The organism is Haemophilus pittmaniae (assembly GCF_900186995.1).
GTDB lineage: Bacteria > Pseudomonadota > Gammaproteobacteria > Enterobacterales > Pasteurellaceae > Haemophilus_D > Haemophilus_D pittmaniae.
Window position 1 is genome coordinate 1,765,615 of the sequence record NZ_LT906463.1, and the last position, 17,866, is coordinate 1,783,480.

Consider the following 17,866-nt stretch of genomic DNA (forward strand, 5'->3'; position numbering starts at 1 on the left):
TGTTGCAGAATTTGAGTACATCATGAGCTGTGGACTTGAGAGAATCAGTAAAGTGATATGAAATGTGCTGATTGAAACAATAAAGGCAGACTATTTGTCTGCCTTTCGTTTTTGTTATTTGATAATTATGATTTATCCATCGCTGGAAAGTCACGTTCTGTGTAACCTGTGTAGATTTGACGTGGACGTACAATTTTGAAGTTCCCTTGTTTGTACATTTCTTTCCAGTGCGCAATCCAGCCAACAGTTCTCGCAAGCGCGAACATAACGGTAAACATCGATGTTGGAATTCCGATAGCTTTTAATACAATACCAGAATAGAAATCCACATTTGGATAAAGTTTATGTTCGATAAAATATGGATCATTCAAGGCGATACGCTCTAATTCAATAGCAACATCAAATAATGGATTTTTAATGTTCAATTCTTTTAATACTTCATGGCAGGTTTCGCGCATTACTTTCGCACGTGGGTCGTAGTTTTTATATACACGGTGCCCGAATCCCATTAAACGGAATGGATCATTTTTATCTTTTGCTCGAGCAATAAATTCAGGGATACGATCGACTGTACCAATTTCTTCTAACATATTAATACACGCCTCATTAGCACCGCCATGTGCCGGTCCCCAAAGCGATGCAATTCCCGCTGCAATACAAGCGAATGGGTTAGCACCAGAAGAAGCCGCTGTACGTACAGTCGATGTGGATGCATTCTGTTCGTGATCAGCGTGTAGAATAAAAATTTTATCTAATGCACGTTCTAGAACTGGGTTAACGACATAAGGCTCGCATGGTGTGGCAAACATCATATATAAGAAATTCCCTGCATATGACAAATGATTTTGCGGGAACATAAACGGTTGCCCAATAGAATATTTGTAACACATTGCCGCTAAGGTTGGCACTTTAGCGAGTAAACGAATAGCAGTTAGCTCTCGGTGAGCTTCATTTTTTACATCGATAGAATCGTGATAGAACGCAGCCAAGGCTCCACTTACCCCACACATAACAGCCATTGGATGCGAGTCGCGACGGAAACCTTGGAAGAATTTAGTTAATTGCTCATGAACCAACGTATGGCTGCGTACTAATCTACTGAAATCTACATACTGCTCTTTTGTCGGACGTTCACCAAAGAGTAATAAGTAACTGATTTCTAAGTAATCTCCATTAGCAGCTAGTTGATCTATAGGGTATCCGCGATAAAGTAATACACCATTATCACCGTCAACATATGTAATTTCCGATTCGCATACGGCAGTAGAAACTAAACCGGGGTCATAGGCAAAGAGTTTATTTTGCGTTAATGGACGGATATCAACGGCTTCGTAGCCTAATGAGCCCTTGTAAACGTTAAGCTCATAGGAATTATCATTTATTGTTAGCGTTGCGTTTGCCATATCGTCCTCCTGTTGTGAGATATTTTAGAATTTTTGGATATGTATATTCGAACTTAGCACTATTTAAATTATTTTGGCAATAGTTTTTTCTAGCAAAATGCTTTCAGTTGAAAAGAATTAATATTTTTTAGATGATATTTAATGTGAGATAGATTTTTTTGTGCGAAGTTGTTTTTTTATTTAAATTCCTGATAATGTCTAATCAATCCATTCTAATTTGGCGAAAATTATTCACAATGCGCCACACATTAAAATAATAGGAGATTCTATGCAATCCAACGTTCAAATTCCTCAAGGTGAAAAAATTCAAATTGCCGCTAATGGTTCGCTTCAAGTACCCAATAATCCAATTATTCCTTTTATTGAAGGGGATGGAATTGGTGTTGATGTGACACCTGCGATGCAAGTAGTTATTAATGCCGCAGTAGAAAAAGCGTATCAAGGTAAACGTAAAATTTCGTGGATGGAAATTTACGCAGGTAGTAAAGCGAATGAAGTTTATGGTGAAAATACTTGGTTACCTGCTGAAACGCTCGATTTTATTCGTGAATATCATATTGCAATTAAAGGACCATTAATGACACCTGTTGGTGGTGGCATTCGTTCTTTAAATGTGGCAATGCGCCAAGGTTTAGACCTGTACAACTGTTTGCGCCCAATCCGTTATTATGACGGCACTCCAAGCCCGGTGAAACATCCAGAGTTAGTGAATATGGTGATTTTCCGTGAGAACTCTGAAGATATTTATGCTGGCGTGGAATGGGTGGCAGGCTCACCTGAAGCAAATAAAGTGATCCAATTTTTGCAACAAGAAATGGGCGTGAAAAAAATTCGTTTTACTGAAGATTGCGGTATTGGGATTAAACCTGTTTCCAAACAAGGTACACAACGCTTGGTTCGTGCCGCGTTGCAATATGTGATTGATAACGACCGCACTTCGCTTACTTTGGTACATAAAGGTAATATTATGAAATTTACCGAAGGTGCATTTAAAGAATGGGGCTATCAAGTGGCGCAAGAATTTGGTGCAACCTTAATTGAGCAAGGTCCATGGATGCGTTTAACAAATCCGAATACAGGGCGCGAGATTGTGATCAAAGATTGCATTGCAGATGCGTTTTTACAGGAAGTGTTATTGCATCCTACTGATTATGATGTGATTGCGACTTTAAATCTCAATGGTGATTACATTTCTGATGCTTTGGCGGCACAAGTGGGTGGTATTGGCATTTCCCCAGGGGCGAATATTGGCGATGAAGCTGCGATCTTTGAAGCTACTCATGGTACTGCGCCAAAAATTGCAGGACAAAATAAAGGCAACCCAGGTTCATTAATTTTAAGCGGAGAAATGATGTTACGTCATTTAGGTTGGGTTGAAGCGGCTGATCTTGTGGTTAAAGCGGTGTCCAAAACTATCGCGGATAAAACCGTTACCTTTGATTTTGCGGAGATGCTTGAAGGAGCGACGTTGCGCTCAACTTCTGAGTTCGCACAAGATATTGTTGCCAATATGTAAGGAGTAACTATGTCAGATTTTCTATTAGATTATCAGAAACAAGTTGATGAACGAGCTAAATTAGGTGTCGTGCCACAACCGTTAAATGCGAAACAAACTGCGCAACTGATAGAATTATTAAAAAATCCACCACAAGGAAAAGAAGCTTATTTATTAGAATTATTTGAAACTCGCATTCCTGCTGGTGTAGATGAAGCCGCTTATGTGAAAGCATCATTCTTATCTGCGGTAAGCAAAGGGGATGTGGTTTGTTCGTTAATTTCGGCGGAAAGTGCGGTGAGAATTTTGGGCAAAATGCAAGGTGGTTATAATATTGAGCCACTTTTGACCGCACTTGATGATCCTAAACTTGCACCGATTGCGGCGGAAGAATTATCTCGCACATTGTTGATGTTTGATAATTTCCATGATGTGCAATCCCGAGCAGAACAAGGTAATGTTTATGCGCAACAAGTTTTGCAATCTTGGGCAAATGCAGAGTGGTTTACGTCTCGCCCGAAATTAGCCGAAAAATTAACTGTGACTGTGTTTAAAGTGTCAGGGGAAACCAATACAGACGATCTTTCACCTGCACAAGATGCGTGGTCACGCCCTGATATTCCATTACACGCCAAAGCGATGTTAAAAATGCCACGTGATGGTATTGAACCCGATGAACCAACTCAAGTGGGTCCGATTCAACAAATTGAAACCTTAAAACAAAAAGGCTTTCCATTAGCTTATGTGGGCGATGTGGTTGGAACAGGATCGTCACGAAAATCGGCGACTAACTCGGTGCTTTGGTTTATGGGCGAAGATATTCCTTATATTCCAAACAAACGCGCAGGCGGTATTGTGTTGGGCGGAAAAATTGCCCCGATTTTCTTTAATACCTTAGAAGATGCGGGAGCATTGCCGATAGAAGTGGACGTGAGTCACTTAAATATGGGCGATGTCATTGATATTTATCCTTATGCAGGCAAAATTTGTCGTCATAACACTGATAATGTTCTTGCAGAATTTAGCTTAAAAACGGATGTATTATTAGATGAAGTACGCGCGGGTGGTCGTATTCCACTGATTATCGGTCGCGGTTTAACGCATAAAGCACGTGTTGCTTTAGGGGTGCCTGAAAGCGAGATCTTTGTTAAACCACAAAATGCGGTGGAAAATCACAAAGGATTTACTTTAGCGCAAAAAATGGTGGGGCGTGCTTGTGGTGTAGCTGGCATTCGGCCAGGGCAATATTGCGAACCGCGTATGACTTCAGTGGGATCACAAGATACTACAGGTCCAATGACACGCGATGAATTAAAAGATTTAGCTTGTTTAGGTTTCTCGGCGGATCTTGTCATGCAGTCTTTCTGCCATACAGCGGCTTATCCAAAACCTGTGGATGTGGTCACGCACCATACTTTGCCTGATTTTATTATGAACCGTGACGGCGTGTCCTTGCGCCCTGGGGACGGTGTGATCCACTCATGGCTCAATCGTATGCTGTTACCAGATACTGTTGGAACAGGCGGCGATTCACATACACGTTTTCCTATTGGAATTTCATTCCCTGCGGGTTCGGGCTTAGTCGCTTTTGCGGCGGCAACCGGGGTGATGCCATTAGATATGCCGGAATCGGTTTTAGTACGTTTCACAGGTAAAATGCAAGAAGGCATTACCTTACGCGATTTAGTCCATGCCATTCCATATGTTGCGATTAAACAAGGTTTGCTCACCATTGAAAAGCAAGGTAAGAAAAATATTTTCTCAGGTCGAATTTTGGAAATTGAAGGTTTGGAAGATTTGAAAGTAGAACAGGCTTTTGAACTTTCCGATGCTTCGGCAGAACGTTCGGCGGCGGCTTGTACCATTAAACTCAACAAAGAACCGATTATTGAATATCTCAATTCAAACATTACTTTATTGAAATGGATGATCGCTGAAGGTTATGGTGATGCACGTACACTGGAACGACGTGTCAAAGCAATGGAAAATTGGCTTGCTAATCCAACTCTTTTAGAAGCGGATAAAGATGCTGAATATGCAGCAGTGATTGAGATTAATTTAGATGAAATCAACGAGCCGATTGTATGTGCGCCAAATGATCCTGATGATGCTCGTTTATTATCAGAAGTACAGGGCGATAAGATTGATGAAGTGTTTATCGGATCTTGTATGACCAATATAGGGCATTTTCGTGCCGCTGGTAAATTACTCAATCAATTCAAAGGAATGATTCCAACCCGTTTATGGGTGGCTCCGCCAACCAAAATGGATGCGGCATTGTTAACCGAAGAAGGTTATTACAGCATTTATGGCAAAAGTGGTGCGCGTGTCGAAATGCCGGGTTGTTCACTTTGTATGGGCAACCAAGCGCGTGTGGCGGATAAAGCCACAGTGGTTTCAACCTCTACGCGGAACTTTCCTAACCGTTTGGGGCAAGGTGCCAATGTGTATCTTGCGTCAGCAGAATTGGCAGCCGTTGCGGCATTGCTAGGTAAATTACCAACACCTGCGGAATATCTCACTTATGTGGCGGATTTACAGAAAGAAAAAGACGATGTTTATCGTTATATGAATTTCAATGAAATCAGCACCTATATAAAAAAAGCGAATAATGTGATTTTTCAGCAAGCACTGTAGTGTGAAGCAGCAAAGTGATCTGCCCCCCAAAAGTTGGACAGGTTAGTTAACTTAAATATTGAGCTCGGTATTGCACTGGGCTCAATCCTTTTAAACCAAGTTTAATTCGTTTTTGGTTGTAATACACTAAATATTCTTCAATTTCAGCCTGTAATTCAGCAATTGAATGATAACTCCGAGAGTAAAAGCACTCTGATTTTAATATTGCAAAAAAGCTTTCAATCACCGCATTATCGTAGCAATTTCCTCGGCGACTCATACTTTGCACCGCTTTACCCGCCAACATCTTTACCCATTCCGCCGAGCCATACAATACGCCTTGGTCGCTATGAATAATCGGGCATTCTGTCGGTTTAATCCTACTAAGCCCTTGTTCTAACATCTTTTTTACCAATGAAAACTTCGGGCGTGTCGCAAAGTTATAAGCAATAACTTCTCGGTTAGCCAAGTCCATCAGCGGTGAAAAATAAAGCTTTTCTTGCCCAACCTGAAATTCCGTGACATCCGTTACCCATTTTTGATTGAGTGCCGTTGCTGTAAAATCACGATTCAGTAAATTCGGGGCAATATGCGATGTTTTTCCTCGTTTTCCATGTCTTTTCTTGCGTAAAATGGAATGAATGCCTAACTCGTTCATCAGCTGTAACACCGTTTTATGATTCAAATGGAAGCCCCTTTGGCGTAATTTGAGTGTCATTGGGCGATAACCATCTCGGTTTTTGTTCTTTTTATACAGCGATAAGATAGCCTCTTTAGCTTCGTGATAATTTCGCTTAATCTCTTTATAGTAAAAGCTTGAGCAAGGCATTTTAGCCACACGAAGTAAATCATTTAATGCATGGTTTAGCTTCAATCTTTCAATAATTTTTCTTTTTTCTGTCGTTGTTTTTGACGGTCGAGCGCCTCCAACTCCTTTAGATAAGCAATCTCCGCTCGAGCCAAGGCGAGCTCTCGCTGCAGCTTTTTAAACGCTTTAAGTGAAAAATCTGTGGTTTCTGGAATTTCAATGTCTTTCTTTTTCATCTTTGGCTTCACTATTTTCGGTATTTGAAGGTTTGTATCAGGCGATTTTACGCCATCAAGCCCTCTTTCCCGAAATGCTTTTAGCCAATAAATGATGAGAGCGTGGGAAATTTGATGAAGCTTAGCCACCTCACGGATACCATAATCCTGTTCGATGACGAGTATGATAATTTTCAAACGAAATTGATAAGAGTAGGACATAATCTGCACCTCAAATTAGGTGTACAGGTTTTGGGGGGCAGATCATTTTTTGTTAAAAGTTGCATTTTCTCTGTTTGTGGTTAAAACACACACTTCTTTGTCATCGCTGAATTAGAGATCGGCGAATGATGTATTATTAACTTACTTTGTTAGGAGTAAAAAATGTCTCTAAGCGTAGAACAAAAAGCTGCAATCGTTGCAGAATTCGGTCGTGATGCGAAAGATACTGGTTCATCAGAAATTCAAGTCGCATTATTAACTGCTCAAATCAACCACCTTCAAGGTCACTTTGCTGAGCATAAAAAAACTAATTTCCGGAGAAATTAGGTTTTGTGACTTTAATCCACAATTCGTAAATGAGATGGTGATTTTGGAGTAGCTGATTTAGGTTTATCAACAGCTTGGCTAAAGTTTGTTGGTTGTTCATCTTGTAGTGGCTGATTTAATTCATCATAAATAGCCTCCCCTTCAAACATTACGCCATCCCCATTTTCTCTTGCATAAATTGCAAGCGCTGCTCCCATTGGGATATAAAGCTCTCTAGCAACACCTTTAAAACGGGCATTAAATTGAATGAAATCATTGGTTAATTGTAAATTGCCGGTAGCACTCGGTGAAAGATTCAACACAATCTGTCCATCTTTCACATATTCCATAGGCACATTAACGCCATAATAGGTCGCATCAACTACTAAATAAGGCGTGAAATTACAATCCAGCAACCAATCGTAATAAGCTCGCAGTAAGTAGGGGCGTTTGGCCGGTAATTTAGTTGTCATTATTTTTCATCCAATAAATTCTTAGGCGCCGCTTCACCGACTGATTGCAGGAAGGAATCTCGGGCAAAAACTCTATCCATATACCCTTTCACTGCTTTACTGCCAGTTCCGGTAAATTCAACTCCCATGTTTTTTAATTTCCAAAGAAGAGGGGCAATATAGCAATCAACCAAACCGAATTCATCACTCATAAAATATTCAAATTGTTGAAAGACTGGTGCAATCGCTAAAAATTCTTCTTTAAGTTGTTTCAACGCTTGGGCCTGCTCTGCAGCCGTACCATTTTCAGCATTAGCTAAGGTCGGATACCAATCATGCTCAATGCGTAACATTAATAAACGATCTTTAGCACGAGAAACAGGATATACCTGCATGAGTGGCGGATGTGGAAAACGCTCATCTAAATATTCCATGATGATACGTGAATTATATAAAACCAAATCTCTATCAACTAATGTTGGTAATGTGCCATAAGGATTTAATTCCATTAAATCTTCTGATAATGCTTGTGGATCAACTTCTTCGTTTTCATAAGCAACTCCTTTTTCCGCTAAAACGATTTTAACCTGATGGCTATAAATATCGTTTTTATTTGAAAAAAGCGTCATTACTGAACGTTTATTTGATGCATTGGACATGTATTCCTCCGAAGATCCAAAAAATGCGATTCACTACTAATAAGGGCGCGCATTCTAGCACAAATCAGAACCTAATTACCAATTAATTCTATTTTTTACTTTAATTTCAATAAGTTATACTCAATCCATAAAAAATCAATTTTATCTCTTATTTATATTTATAAATACTCAAACCACCTAAAACTTGAACTTCGTCACAGAAAAAAATTTACTAAAAAAATAGAATAGAGGCGGATTTACTGTATCTAGGAGGTTGTACTATGTGGAAATCAATTTCTCAGGTCTTAGCAGATCAATTCGGCGCATACTATTCCATCAAGGAAAAAAATAAAGTTCATAGCGGCGAAATGAATGAAGCCTGGATCATTAATGACGGAATTCAAGCCGTTTTCGTAAAAGTAAATGAACGGAGCTATCGCTCGATGTTTCGTGCTGAAGCTGACCAGCTCATTCTCCTAAATAAAACAGAATCCATTCGGGTACCACAAGTCTATGGTGTGGGATGCTCACAAAATCATAGTTTCATTCTCATGGAAGCCTTACCGATTACCCAACAAACCGCATTAACTAGCGATTTTGGCTTGCAGCTAGCTAAATTGCATCAATTAAACGGCACTGGTCATTACGGGTTAGATATTGATACTTGGCTAGGTCCTGAATATCAACCTAATAAATGGAGCCTAAGCTGGGCAAAATTTTTCAGCGAACAGCGTATTGGCTGGCAATTACAACTTTGCAAAGATAAAGGGCTATCATTTGGTAATATTGAGCAGATTGTTCATAGAAGTGCTAAAAAATTGGAAAAACATCAGCCATCTCCGGCTTTATTACATGGAAATTTATGGATTGAAAATACTTGCATCGTAGGTAACCAAACCGTAACCTACGATCCCGCCTGCTATTGGGGAGACCGTGAGTGTGACCTAGCGTTTAGTGAATTATTTCAACCATTCCCTATGGAGTTCTATCAATCTTATAATCAGGCGTATCCATTGGATCAAGAAGGTTATCAACAACGTAAAGGATTGTACCAACTCTACCATCTACTTAATTTCAGTCATCGATTCAACGGAAACTATATCCAACTAACTCAGAAATATATCGACAAATTACTTAATGAATAAACAAAAAGAGCGCAATTTTCATTGCGCTCTTCTTTATTCGTCATCCATTATTGAACAACAATAGTCTCAGGTTGACGGCTTTCGTATAACGGAGCCGGGCCTTGTGGACCACCATTCACGTGACCGCCTTCTTGGTGTAATTTCAACACAGAACCAGCTGAAGTAATTTCAACACGGCGGTTTGGACGTAAACAATCTTTTTCTTCTTGACTTGCATGACGGAATCCTGGACAAGCTTTAACTTGTGGATTTTTACCGTAACCGATAGCTGTAATTTGTGCAGTTATACCATCTTCGATTAAGCGGGCTTTCACACGGTTAGCACGACGTTGGGAAAGTCCCATATTGTAAGCATCTGAACCTAAACGATCGGTATAGCCTGCAACTTTAACATCTTTTGCACTGCTAGATTTCAACTGAGCAGCTACGTTGTCAACAACTTCTCTACCACGACGGGTTAACGTATCTTTATCGAAGTCGAATAAGAAGTCACCACTTAAGACAAAGTTAGTATTGCCGTTACAACCATTTGGATACCAGAAGAAGCTTTGTGCATTGTGGTTTTTGTCAAACAATACTTTATATTGACAAATTTTGTGGATACCTTGTTCGCGATAGTTGAATGCATAATCCCATTCTTCAACGCCATATAAGCCTTCTGCGAAGTGCGGACGACCAAGTAGATTATAGATTTGGTCTTTGTTCATACCACGTTCAACCATACGAACATTATCCCAGTTTGGCCAAGAACCAAATTGGCTACCATCATGGTTAAAAGCAGATTTATCGATATTTGGCCATTTCAATTGTGGCACTTGAACACCATCTTTTTCTACATATTCAGGTTGACCATCTGCGGTGACCTTGCTTAAGTTACCGCAAGCGGCGACAGTTGCGACAGCAACAGCTGAAAGTAAAATGCGAGAGAATTTCATTTTTTTTACCTTTTTAGTTAAAGCGCGGTTTTAACACTGCACTATCAAACATTATAAATTCAATGGAAAAACTATAAAAAGTTTCGGTGGATATGTTAAAGATAAATGCCTTTCTTGTAAAGTAAGAAAATGCGATAAATCCTTTAATTTATTAAGTTTTTTTTGTAAATTTATGTAAAGAATTTACAATTTTTCTTTACAATTCAATGGATAAAATCCTGCCCATTTTTAGCCCGATAACGATTAATTAGAGCGGCTAGAGTCTCCTCACTTTGTTTTCCCAATTTCTGTAATAACGTCTTTTTCACCTTATATTTCACAGAGATAACCGAACAATCCGGCATTTTTTGTAAAATCAAATCATCGCTGGTAGACAGTCCATCAATCAATTGTAAATCCAACGCTTGTTGGCCAAACCAGTGCTCTCCTGTTGCCACTTTATTAATATCTACACAAGGACGATTTTGAGAAACAAAATCCTTAAATAATTGATGGGTTTCTTCCAATTCCTGTTGAAACTTCTGTTTGCCTTTTTCGGTATTTTCTCCCAATAAGGTCACCGTACGTTTAAATTCTCCGGCAGTCATCACATCTACATCCACATCATGTTTCTTTAAAAAACGATGCACATTTGGCACTTCTGCCACCACCCCAATAGAACCGATGATGGCAAAAGGAGCTGCAACGATATGATCCGCCACACAAGCCATCATATAACCACCACTGGCCGCAACCTTATCAACCGCAACCGTCAATTTAATCCCTTTTTGTTTTAAGCGAGTTAGCTGAGATGCCGCCAATCCATAACCATAAACCACACCTCCAGGGCTTTCTAAGCGCAATAAAACCTCATCCTGGGGTTTTGCTACTTCAATAATCGCAGAAATTTCCTCACGTAATGCTCGAGTTTGTGATGCATGAATATCCCCTTCGAAATCAATTACATAAATACAGGGTTTCACATCTTCAATACCTTGCTTTAATTTTGTCTTATGCGCTTTGATTTCTTCTTTATGGGCTTTTTTTTCTGCCTTTTCAGCTAATTTGATTTCTTCTTCGGAAAGTAAAAAGTGGGCCAAATGTTTCGCATTCTGACGATACTCTTCGGCCAAATCCTTAAGGATTAATTCTCCGTAATGGGATTGATTACGCTGCTTAGCATTGATAATGAGTGCCACAATTAAGACAATCATCAATAAAATCGTTAAAATTTCCAAAATAAAAATACCGTAACCGGTCAAAATATCGCTCCACATAGGCGCTCCTTCATGGCAAAAAAATACCGCGGCATTCTACTGATTCCTGTGCAAATTCACTAACTTTTTATGGAAAAATTTCCCGATTCAGGTAAACTACTGCGGTTTTTTATGCTTAATTTTTAATGAATTAGCGAGGTTTATATGACAAAAATTGCATCGATTAAAGATGTGTTACAGGGCGGCATCGCTATCGGTGAAAGCGTGACAGTGCGTGGCTGGGTTCGTACCCGTCGTGACTCCAAAGCCGGCCTTTCTTTTTTAGCGGTATATGATGGTTCCTGCTTCGCCCCAATCCAAGTTATCGTTAACAACGATATTGAAAACTATGAAAGCGAAGTATTGCGTCTCACTACCGGCTGTGCCGTAATCGTTACAGGTACTGTAGTTGAATCGCCGGCAGAAGGGCAAGCGGTTGAATTACAAGCACAAAAAGTTGAAGTCACAGGTTTTGTAGAAGACCCGGATACTTATCCTATGGCAGCTAAGCGCCACTCTATTGAATATTTGCGTGAAGTTGCACATTTACGTCCTCGCACCAATATTATCGGTGCTGTGGCTCGTGTTCGCCATTGCTTGGCACAAGCTATCCATCGTTTCTTCCACGAACAAGGTTTCTATTGGGTGGCCACACCGCTTATCACCGCATCCGATACCGAAGGTGCCGGCGAAATGTTCCGTGTTTCCACATTAGACTTGGAAAACTTACCGCGTACCGAACAAGGCAATGTAGATTTTAGTCAAGACTTCTTCGGCAAAGAATCCTTCTTGACCGTATCCGGCCAACTTAATGGCGAAACCTATGCCTGTGCATTAAGTAAAATTTATACTTTCGGGCCGACTTTCCGCGCTGAAAACTCCAATACAACCCGCCACTTGGCCGAGTTCTGGATGGTAGAGCCGGAAGTAGCCTTCGCGACGCTGGCAGATAATGCCAAATTAGCTGAAGATATGTTGAAATATGTTTTCCGTGCCGTATTGGCTGAACGCCGTGATGATTTGGAATTCTTTGCCAAACACGTAGATAGCGAAGTGATCAACCGTTTAGAGCAGTTCGTCAATTCAGATTTTGCTCAAATTGATTATACTGATGCTATCGACGTATTATTGAAATCTGGCAAAAAATTCGAATTCCCAGTATCTTGGGGTATTGATCTATCCTCCGAACACGAGCGTTATTTGGCAGAAGAATATTTCAAATCCCCGGTCGTTGTGAAAAACTATCCAAAAGATATCAAAGCCTTCTATATGCGTCTCAATGACGACGGTAAAACCGTGGCAGCAATGGATGTATTAGCTCCTGGGATTGGGGAAATTATCGGCGGTTCACAACGTGAAGAACGCTTGGAAGTCTTGGACAAACGCATGGCCGAAATGGGGCTCAATCCGGAAGACTACTGGTGGTATCGTGATTTGCGTAAATACGGCACCGTGCCACATTCCGGTTTTGGCTTAGGTTTTGAGCGCCTCATCGTATATGTGACCGGTGTTCAAAATATTCGTGATGTGATCCCATTCCCTCGTTCACCACGTAACGCCAATTTCTAATCTTTCCAAAACGACTGTCTTCGTTGAGATCGTTTCCTGCGATTTCGACGGGCAGTCGTTTTTTCGTTAGCCATATCAGAGGAAGCGCATTGCGTATTTTCGTAAAACGCCCCTTTGAAAATTGGAGTTTTCTCAAAAACAGCATCTAAGTCATTGATTTTATTAGTGTTGATTAAAAAAGTTTTTTCAGCGCTTATTTAGGAAAGTAATATGGACAAAATTAAGCAATTATTTGCCAACAATTTCAGTTGGGCACAACGTATGAAAGAGGAAAATTCTACCTATTTCAAAGAGTTGGCCGATCACCAAACCCCCCATTATTTATGGATCGGTTGTTCTGACAGCCGTGTTCCTGCAGAGAAACTCACTAATCTGGAGCCCGGTGAATTATTCGTTCACCGTAACGTAGCCAATCAAGTGATCCACACGGATCTCAACTGTTTATCGGTAGTGCAATACGCGGTGGATGTGTTAAATATCGAGCATATCATCATTTGTGGTCATACTAATTGTGGTGGGATTAAAGCGGCTATTGCGGATAAGGATTTGGGATTAATCAATAACTGGTTGTTACATATTCGTGACATTTGGTTTAAACACGGCCATTTATTGGGCAAACTTTCACCGGAAAAACGTGCCGATATGCTGACTAAAATCAATGTGGCGGAACAGGTTTATAACTTAGGTCGCTCATCTATCGTGAAAAGTGCTTGGGAAAAAGGCAAGAAATTGTCGCTACACGGTTGGGTATATGACGTTAACGATGGATTCTTAATTGACCAAGGGGTAATAGCGAATAGCCGTGAAAGCCTGGAAATATCCTACCGCAACGCGATTGCCCGTTTATTAACCTTGGAAGAGGAAGATATTTTAAGAAAAGAACCGACTGAGGAAAACCCATAAATCAAAACAAAAAGTGCGGTAACTCTTGTTAACCGCACTTTTTTTATTTGACCTGTAAGGTTTGCATATACAGCAACGGATCGATTTCCGTTAAATAATGCCCCAATTCTTGCGTTTCCGGTTTATGTACGTAAGGCAATTTGCCAAGCAACGGTGCCGCAATATTTTTACTCAATATCTCTATAATCTCTGCGTAATGGCTCAATCCCGGATTGATCCGGTTGGCTATCCAGCCTAACATCGGTACGCCTAACTGCTCAATTGCTTTAGCGGTTAATAAGGCGTGATTAATACAACCTTCTTTGATGCCAACGACCAGTACCACCGGCATTTTGTGTTGACTGACCCAATCGGCAAAGCTCTTACCTTCCGCCATTGGTGTCATGAAACCGAATGACCCCTCCACCACAACTGATTGATAACGTTGATTAAGCGCATCTAGCATCTGATCGACCTTAGTTAGCTTAATACGTCCACCATCAACTCCCAACATCGGTAAATTATGGGAAAATGTGTAACTATTAATATCTTGATAAGCGACCTTTTGATTGGAAGCATGCATCAACGCAAGCACGTCATTATTATCCATATTATCGTAATCGCTATCCGGTGTGCTTGGCTCGCTTATAGCCGGATACAGGCTTTCCTCACAACCGCAGGCAATCGGTTTAAAACCGACAATTTGCACGCCTCTCGCCTGTAAAGCCTGAATAATGGCACGACAAGCAGTAGTTTTACCAACATTGGTATCGGTACCTACCACAAAAAAGCTGCTCATTTTGTCTCCCTCACAGTCTGAATTCTTAAAAATTGAGAAAAAACCTCAAATGGGCGGCGATTCTAGCGAAGTTTGTTCCTTGAAAAGTTGAGATAACGCAAGGTTTACACTAAGGTTAACAAAAAATTTACAATTACTTGATCCAGCTCAAACTATTAAAGAGTCCGTCATCCTCTTTCGCCAGTTGCAAGTAAAAGCCTTGTCCTTGAATAGCCTGCAACACTTCCTGCTTATCAGCATTCTTTAATTCTTTGCTTCCCAGTAAATTAAACGGTATGACGAATTGTGGTCGACCAAACGCCTGTAATAAGGCATCCGGCACCTTGGAAAAATCATCTCGTTTAGCAATATAAAGATAGCTTCCCGGCTTTTTTACGCTTTTATAAATGGCACAAAGCATATTTTCTCCCAAAATAAAAACCCTGCTGGGTTACCCCAACAAGGTTTTTTTACACAGTGAAGGAATTATTTAGTTAATGCTTCTTTCACTTCAGTTGCTTTTTGTTCAACAGCGTCTTTTGCTTCACCCGCTGCTTCTTTGGCGCTACCGACTTTCTCTGCTGCCGCATCTTTCAATTCGGCTGCTTTATCGGATACCGCTTGTTTGGCATCAGCCATTTTTTCCATAGCCGCGTCTTTCGCTACACCTACTTTCTCAACTGCTGCATCTTTTGCATCAGAAATTTTTTGAGCTGCCGCATCTTTCATTTCAGTTGCGGTTTGTTTAGCGGAGTCCATCGCGTCTTTTGCTGCATCTTTGACATCTGCGGCTGCATTTTTAGCGGCTTCTTTTACATCAGCTGCTGCACTTACCGCGGCATCTTTCATATCAGCCGCTGCATTAGCGGTGGCATCTTTGGCCGCTTCAACTTTCTGTGCGGTTTCCTGTTTATCAAAACAACCTGTCATGGTTAATGATGCGCCAAGAACTAATGCTGCTAATACTGATTTTTTCATTTTCAAATCTCCATTTAATCGTTTATCAATGAAAAGCAAAGCGCTTGGGCTTTGCGGGGGCGTAGTTTACGGAAAAATCAAAAAAAGAAAACCTTTTCGACCGAAATTTACTTTTGCCACACCTTTACATTTCCTTATAACAAGCAAAATGGCTTCCTAACACACTGAAATCAAAAAATATTCTAAAAAGTTCCCGAAAAAAATTTTATTTTTTGTAAAGAAGATAATTTTATTTCTTTGTTTATTATTTAAACGATTTATAGGTTTTCCGGTGGATAATGATGGCTTTCTAAACGTCCTTTCTGACCATCCCAATCCACTTGAGCAATGGTAGATGGATAAAAACTAATCGGATTCCGCTTGCCATAAAGCTCTGCCACAATGTCACCAACCAATGGTAAATGGGAGATTAATAACACTGCCTGCGTCCCTTGCTCTGCCAGTACGGCTAAATAATTGGCTACAGTTGTTTCATTACCATAGGGCGTAATACCTTCCCATGTCTCCATTTTATTATCTAAATCGCCCGAAAATGCTGCTGATACTGCAGTAAAAGTTTGTTGTGCACGGGTATAAGGGCTCACCAGTACCTTATCCAGCACAATTCCTGTCATTTTCAAATACTGTTGTAACCATTCGCCCTGCAATGTTGATTGATGTTTACCATAATCCGTTAAACGACGCTCTTTATCGCTTTGAGCCATCACTTCGGATTCACCGTGACGCATAATAAATACTTTCATTTCGCTTTCCTGTAAAAATGTAAAAATCAAAATAAAAATGGGAGCTATGCCCCCATTTATCCTTAAATGATCTCGATTATCCTTGTTCTAAAAGGCAATCATCACTTAAGCGGCTTTTACCGCCTCAGCAATTTCCTCGGCACATTGCTGTGCCAAAGAACCGTCTTCACATTCTACCATCACGCGGATCAATGGTTCTGTACCGGATTTACGTAATAGAATGCGTCCTTTACCGGCGAGACGTTGTTCAACATCGGCAGCCACAGCACGCACATTATCATTTTCCAACGGATTGGTTCCGCCCGCAAAACGGACGTTAATTAGCACTTGCGGGAATAATTGTACTCCACCGGCTAATTCATGCAACGATAAACGGTGTTTAGCCATCGCAGATAACACCGCTAAGGAAGCAATGATGCCATCACCGGTAGTATTTTTATCAGCAATAATAATGTGACCGGAATTTTCGCCACCCAAAGTCCAACCGTTTTCCTGCATTTTTTCCAACACATAACGGTCGCCCACATTAGCCCGAACAAAAGGCACACCTAACATTTTTAAGGCGATTTCCAAGCTCATGTTACTCATAAGCGTACCCACAACACCACCTTTCAACTGACCGGATCGCAATGCTTCACGAGCAATAATAAAGAGGATTTGGTCACCATCGATTTGGTTACCTTTGTGATCGACCATCATAATGCGGTCACCATCACCGTCATAGGCCAAGCCCACATCGGCACCAACTTCCAACACTTTAGCCTGTAACGCACGTGTATCGGTCGCACCACAATGATCATTAATATTTGTACCGTTCGGTTGAGTACCGATTTCAATCACTTCAGCCCCTAACTCACGCATCACATTTGGTGCAATATCATAGGTAGCACCATTAGCACAATCCACAACAATTTTATAGCCATCTAAACTTAAGTGCGCTGGGAAAGTACCTTTACAAAACTCAATATAACGTCCTGCTGCATCTTTGATGCGACTTGCTTTACCCAAATCAGCGGATTCCACGCAGTCCATCGGTTGTTCCAACATTGCTTCGATCGCTTCCTCAATTTCATCAGGCAATTTTGTGCCTTGAGCAGAGAAGAATTTGATACCGTTATCATAGTATGGGTTATGTGAAGCAGAAATAACAATTCCCGCCTCCGCACGGAAAGTGCGGGTCAAATAGGCAATGGCCGGGGTTGGCATTGGGCCAGTAAAAGCGGCTGACAAACCGGCTGCGGCTAATCCCGCTTCTAGCGCAGATTCCAACATATAGCCGGAAATTCGGGTATCTTTACCGATCAGCACGGTACGGGAACCTTGGGAAGCCAAAACCTTTCCGGCTGCCCAGCCCAGTTTTAATGCAAAATCGGGCGTAATCGGATAACTACCCACTTTGCCGCGTACCCCATCGGTACCGAAATATTTACGATTTGCCATCATTCA

The 17,866-nt window shown here is 40.8% G+C and carries 16 protein-coding genes and 2 pseudogenes; 6 read left to right on the forward strand and 12 right to left on the reverse strand.

Annotated features, from left to right (window positions below; translation table 11 throughout):
• Positions 1 to 125 precede the first annotated feature (125 nt).
• Positions 126 to 1,403, reverse strand: a complete 1,278-nt coding sequence (locus CKV74_RS08525) for a citrate synthase (protein ID WP_007241375.1) — start codon at positions 1,401 to 1,403, stop codon at positions 126 to 128.
• 268 nt (positions 1,404 to 1,671) lie between these two features.
• On the opposite strand from CKV74_RS08525, the gene icd reads away from it, so the two are divergent.
• On the forward strand, positions 1,672 to 2,919 hold the full coding sequence (gene icd, locus CKV74_RS08530; RefSeq protein ID WP_095177007.1) for an NADP-dependent isocitrate dehydrogenase: 1,248 nt from the start codon (positions 1,672 to 1,674) through the stop codon (positions 2,917 to 2,919).
• 9 nt (positions 2,920 to 2,928) lie between these two features.
• Positions 2,929 to 5,535, forward strand: a complete 2,607-nt coding sequence (gene acnB / locus CKV74_RS08535) for a bifunctional aconitate hydratase 2/2-methylisocitrate dehydratase (protein ID WP_095177008.1) — start codon at positions 2,929 to 2,931, stop codon at positions 5,533 to 5,535.
• 46 nt (positions 5,536 to 5,581) lie between these two features.
• On the opposite strand, the pseudogene CKV74_RS08540 reads toward acnB, so the two are convergent.
• Both CKV74_RS08540 and CKV74_RS08545 read right to left on the reverse strand, forming a co-directional pair.
• A pseudogene (locus CKV74_RS08540) lies at positions 5,582 to 6,403 on the reverse strand (IS3 family transposase); the annotation flags it as partial.
• A complete protein-coding gene (locus CKV74_RS08545; protein WP_095177009.1) occupies positions 6,385 to 6,759 on the reverse strand; it encodes a transposase in 375 nt (124 codons plus the stop codon). The pseudogene CKV74_RS08540 and the gene CKV74_RS08545, both read right to left, overlap by 19 nt.
• A 162-nt stretch (positions 6,760 to 6,921) precedes the next feature.
• Between CKV74_RS08545 and CKV74_RS08550 the strand changes: the two are divergent.
• Positions 6,922 to 7,080 (forward strand): annotated as a pseudogene (locus CKV74_RS08550) (30S ribosomal protein S15); the annotation flags it as partial.
• 17 nt (positions 7,081 to 7,097) lie between these two features.
• Here CKV74_RS08550 and CKV74_RS08555 read toward each other — a convergent pair.
• Positions 7,098 to 7,538 carry a ClpXP protease specificity-enhancing factor gene (locus tag CKV74_RS08555; protein WP_007241367.1) on the reverse strand — a complete coding sequence of 147 codons (441 nt, stop codon included), beginning with the start codon at positions 7,536 to 7,538 and terminating at the stop codon, positions 7,098 to 7,100.
• A complete protein-coding gene (gene sspA, locus CKV74_RS08560; RefSeq protein ID WP_007241349.1) occupies positions 7,538 to 8,176 on the reverse strand; it encodes a stringent starvation protein SspA in 639 nt (212 codons plus the stop codon). The genes CKV74_RS08555 and sspA overlap by 1 nt, the downstream gene beginning before the upstream one ends.
• 260 nt (positions 8,177 to 8,436) lie before the next feature.
• On the opposite strand from sspA, the gene CKV74_RS08565 reads away from it, so the two are divergent.
• On the forward strand, positions 8,437 to 9,300 hold the full coding sequence (locus CKV74_RS08565; protein ID WP_095177011.1) for a fructosamine kinase family protein: 864 nt from the start codon (positions 8,437 to 8,439) through the stop codon (positions 9,298 to 9,300).
• A 47-nt stretch (positions 9,301 to 9,347) separates the two neighbouring features.
• On the opposite strand, the gene CKV74_RS08570 is transcribed toward CKV74_RS08565, so the two are convergent.
• Both CKV74_RS08570 and sohB read right to left on the reverse strand, forming a co-directional pair.
• A complete protein-coding gene (locus CKV74_RS08570) occupies positions 9,348 to 10,235 on the reverse strand; it encodes an OmpA family protein (RefSeq protein WP_007241343.1) in 888 nt (295 codons plus the stop codon).
• Positions 10,236 to 10,438: 203 nt separating this feature from the next.
• Entirely contained in the window at positions 10,439 to 11,491 is a 1,053-nt protein-coding gene (gene sohB / locus CKV74_RS08575) for a protease SohB (RefSeq protein WP_095177012.1), read from the reverse strand.
• Between the two features lie 144 nt (positions 11,492 to 11,635).
• Here sohB and asnS point away from each other — a divergent pair, with 144 nt between their 5' ends.
• Entirely contained in the window at positions 11,636 to 13,039 is a 1,404-nt protein-coding gene (gene asnS, locus CKV74_RS08580) for an asparagine--tRNA ligase (RefSeq protein ID WP_095177013.1), read from the forward strand.
• A gap of 210 nt (positions 13,040 to 13,249) precedes the next feature.
• Complete coding sequence (gene can / locus CKV74_RS08585) at positions 13,250 to 13,942, forward strand: carbonate dehydratase (protein ID WP_007241319.1); 693 nt, start codon at positions 13,250 to 13,252, stop codon at positions 13,940 to 13,942.
• A 43-nt stretch (positions 13,943 to 13,985) separates the two neighbouring features.
• Here the strand turns inward: can and bioD are convergent, their stop codons facing one another.
• From bioD to glmM, 5 genes are all read right to left on the reverse strand, one after another.
• A complete protein-coding gene (bioD, locus tag CKV74_RS08590; protein ID WP_007241340.1) occupies positions 13,986 to 14,720 on the reverse strand; it encodes a dethiobiotin synthase in 735 nt (244 codons plus the stop codon).
• 133 nt (positions 14,721 to 14,853) lie between these two features.
• The gene (locus tag CKV74_RS08595; RefSeq protein WP_007241350.1) at positions 14,854 to 15,120 is read right to left on the reverse strand and encodes a YcgL domain-containing protein; all 267 of its coding nucleotides are present in this window, start codon (positions 15,118 to 15,120) and stop codon (positions 14,854 to 14,856) included.
• Positions 15,121 to 15,185: 65 nt separating this feature from the next.
• A complete protein-coding gene (locus tag CKV74_RS08600) occupies positions 15,186 to 15,677 on the reverse strand; it encodes a histone (protein ID WP_007241372.1) in 492 nt (163 codons plus the stop codon).
• Between the two features lie 257 nt (positions 15,678 to 15,934).
• Positions 15,935 to 16,420 carry a phosphohistidine phosphatase SixA gene (gene sixA, locus CKV74_RS08605; protein WP_095177014.1) on the reverse strand — a complete coding sequence of 162 codons (486 nt, stop codon included), beginning with the start codon at positions 16,418 to 16,420 and terminating at the stop codon, positions 15,935 to 15,937.
• 105 nt (positions 16,421 to 16,525) lie between these two features.
• A complete protein-coding gene (gene glmM / locus CKV74_RS08610) occupies positions 16,526 to 17,860 on the reverse strand; it encodes a phosphoglucosamine mutase (RefSeq protein ID WP_007241374.1) in 1,335 nt (444 codons plus the stop codon).
• Between the last annotated feature and the right edge of the window lie 6 nt (positions 17,861 to 17,866).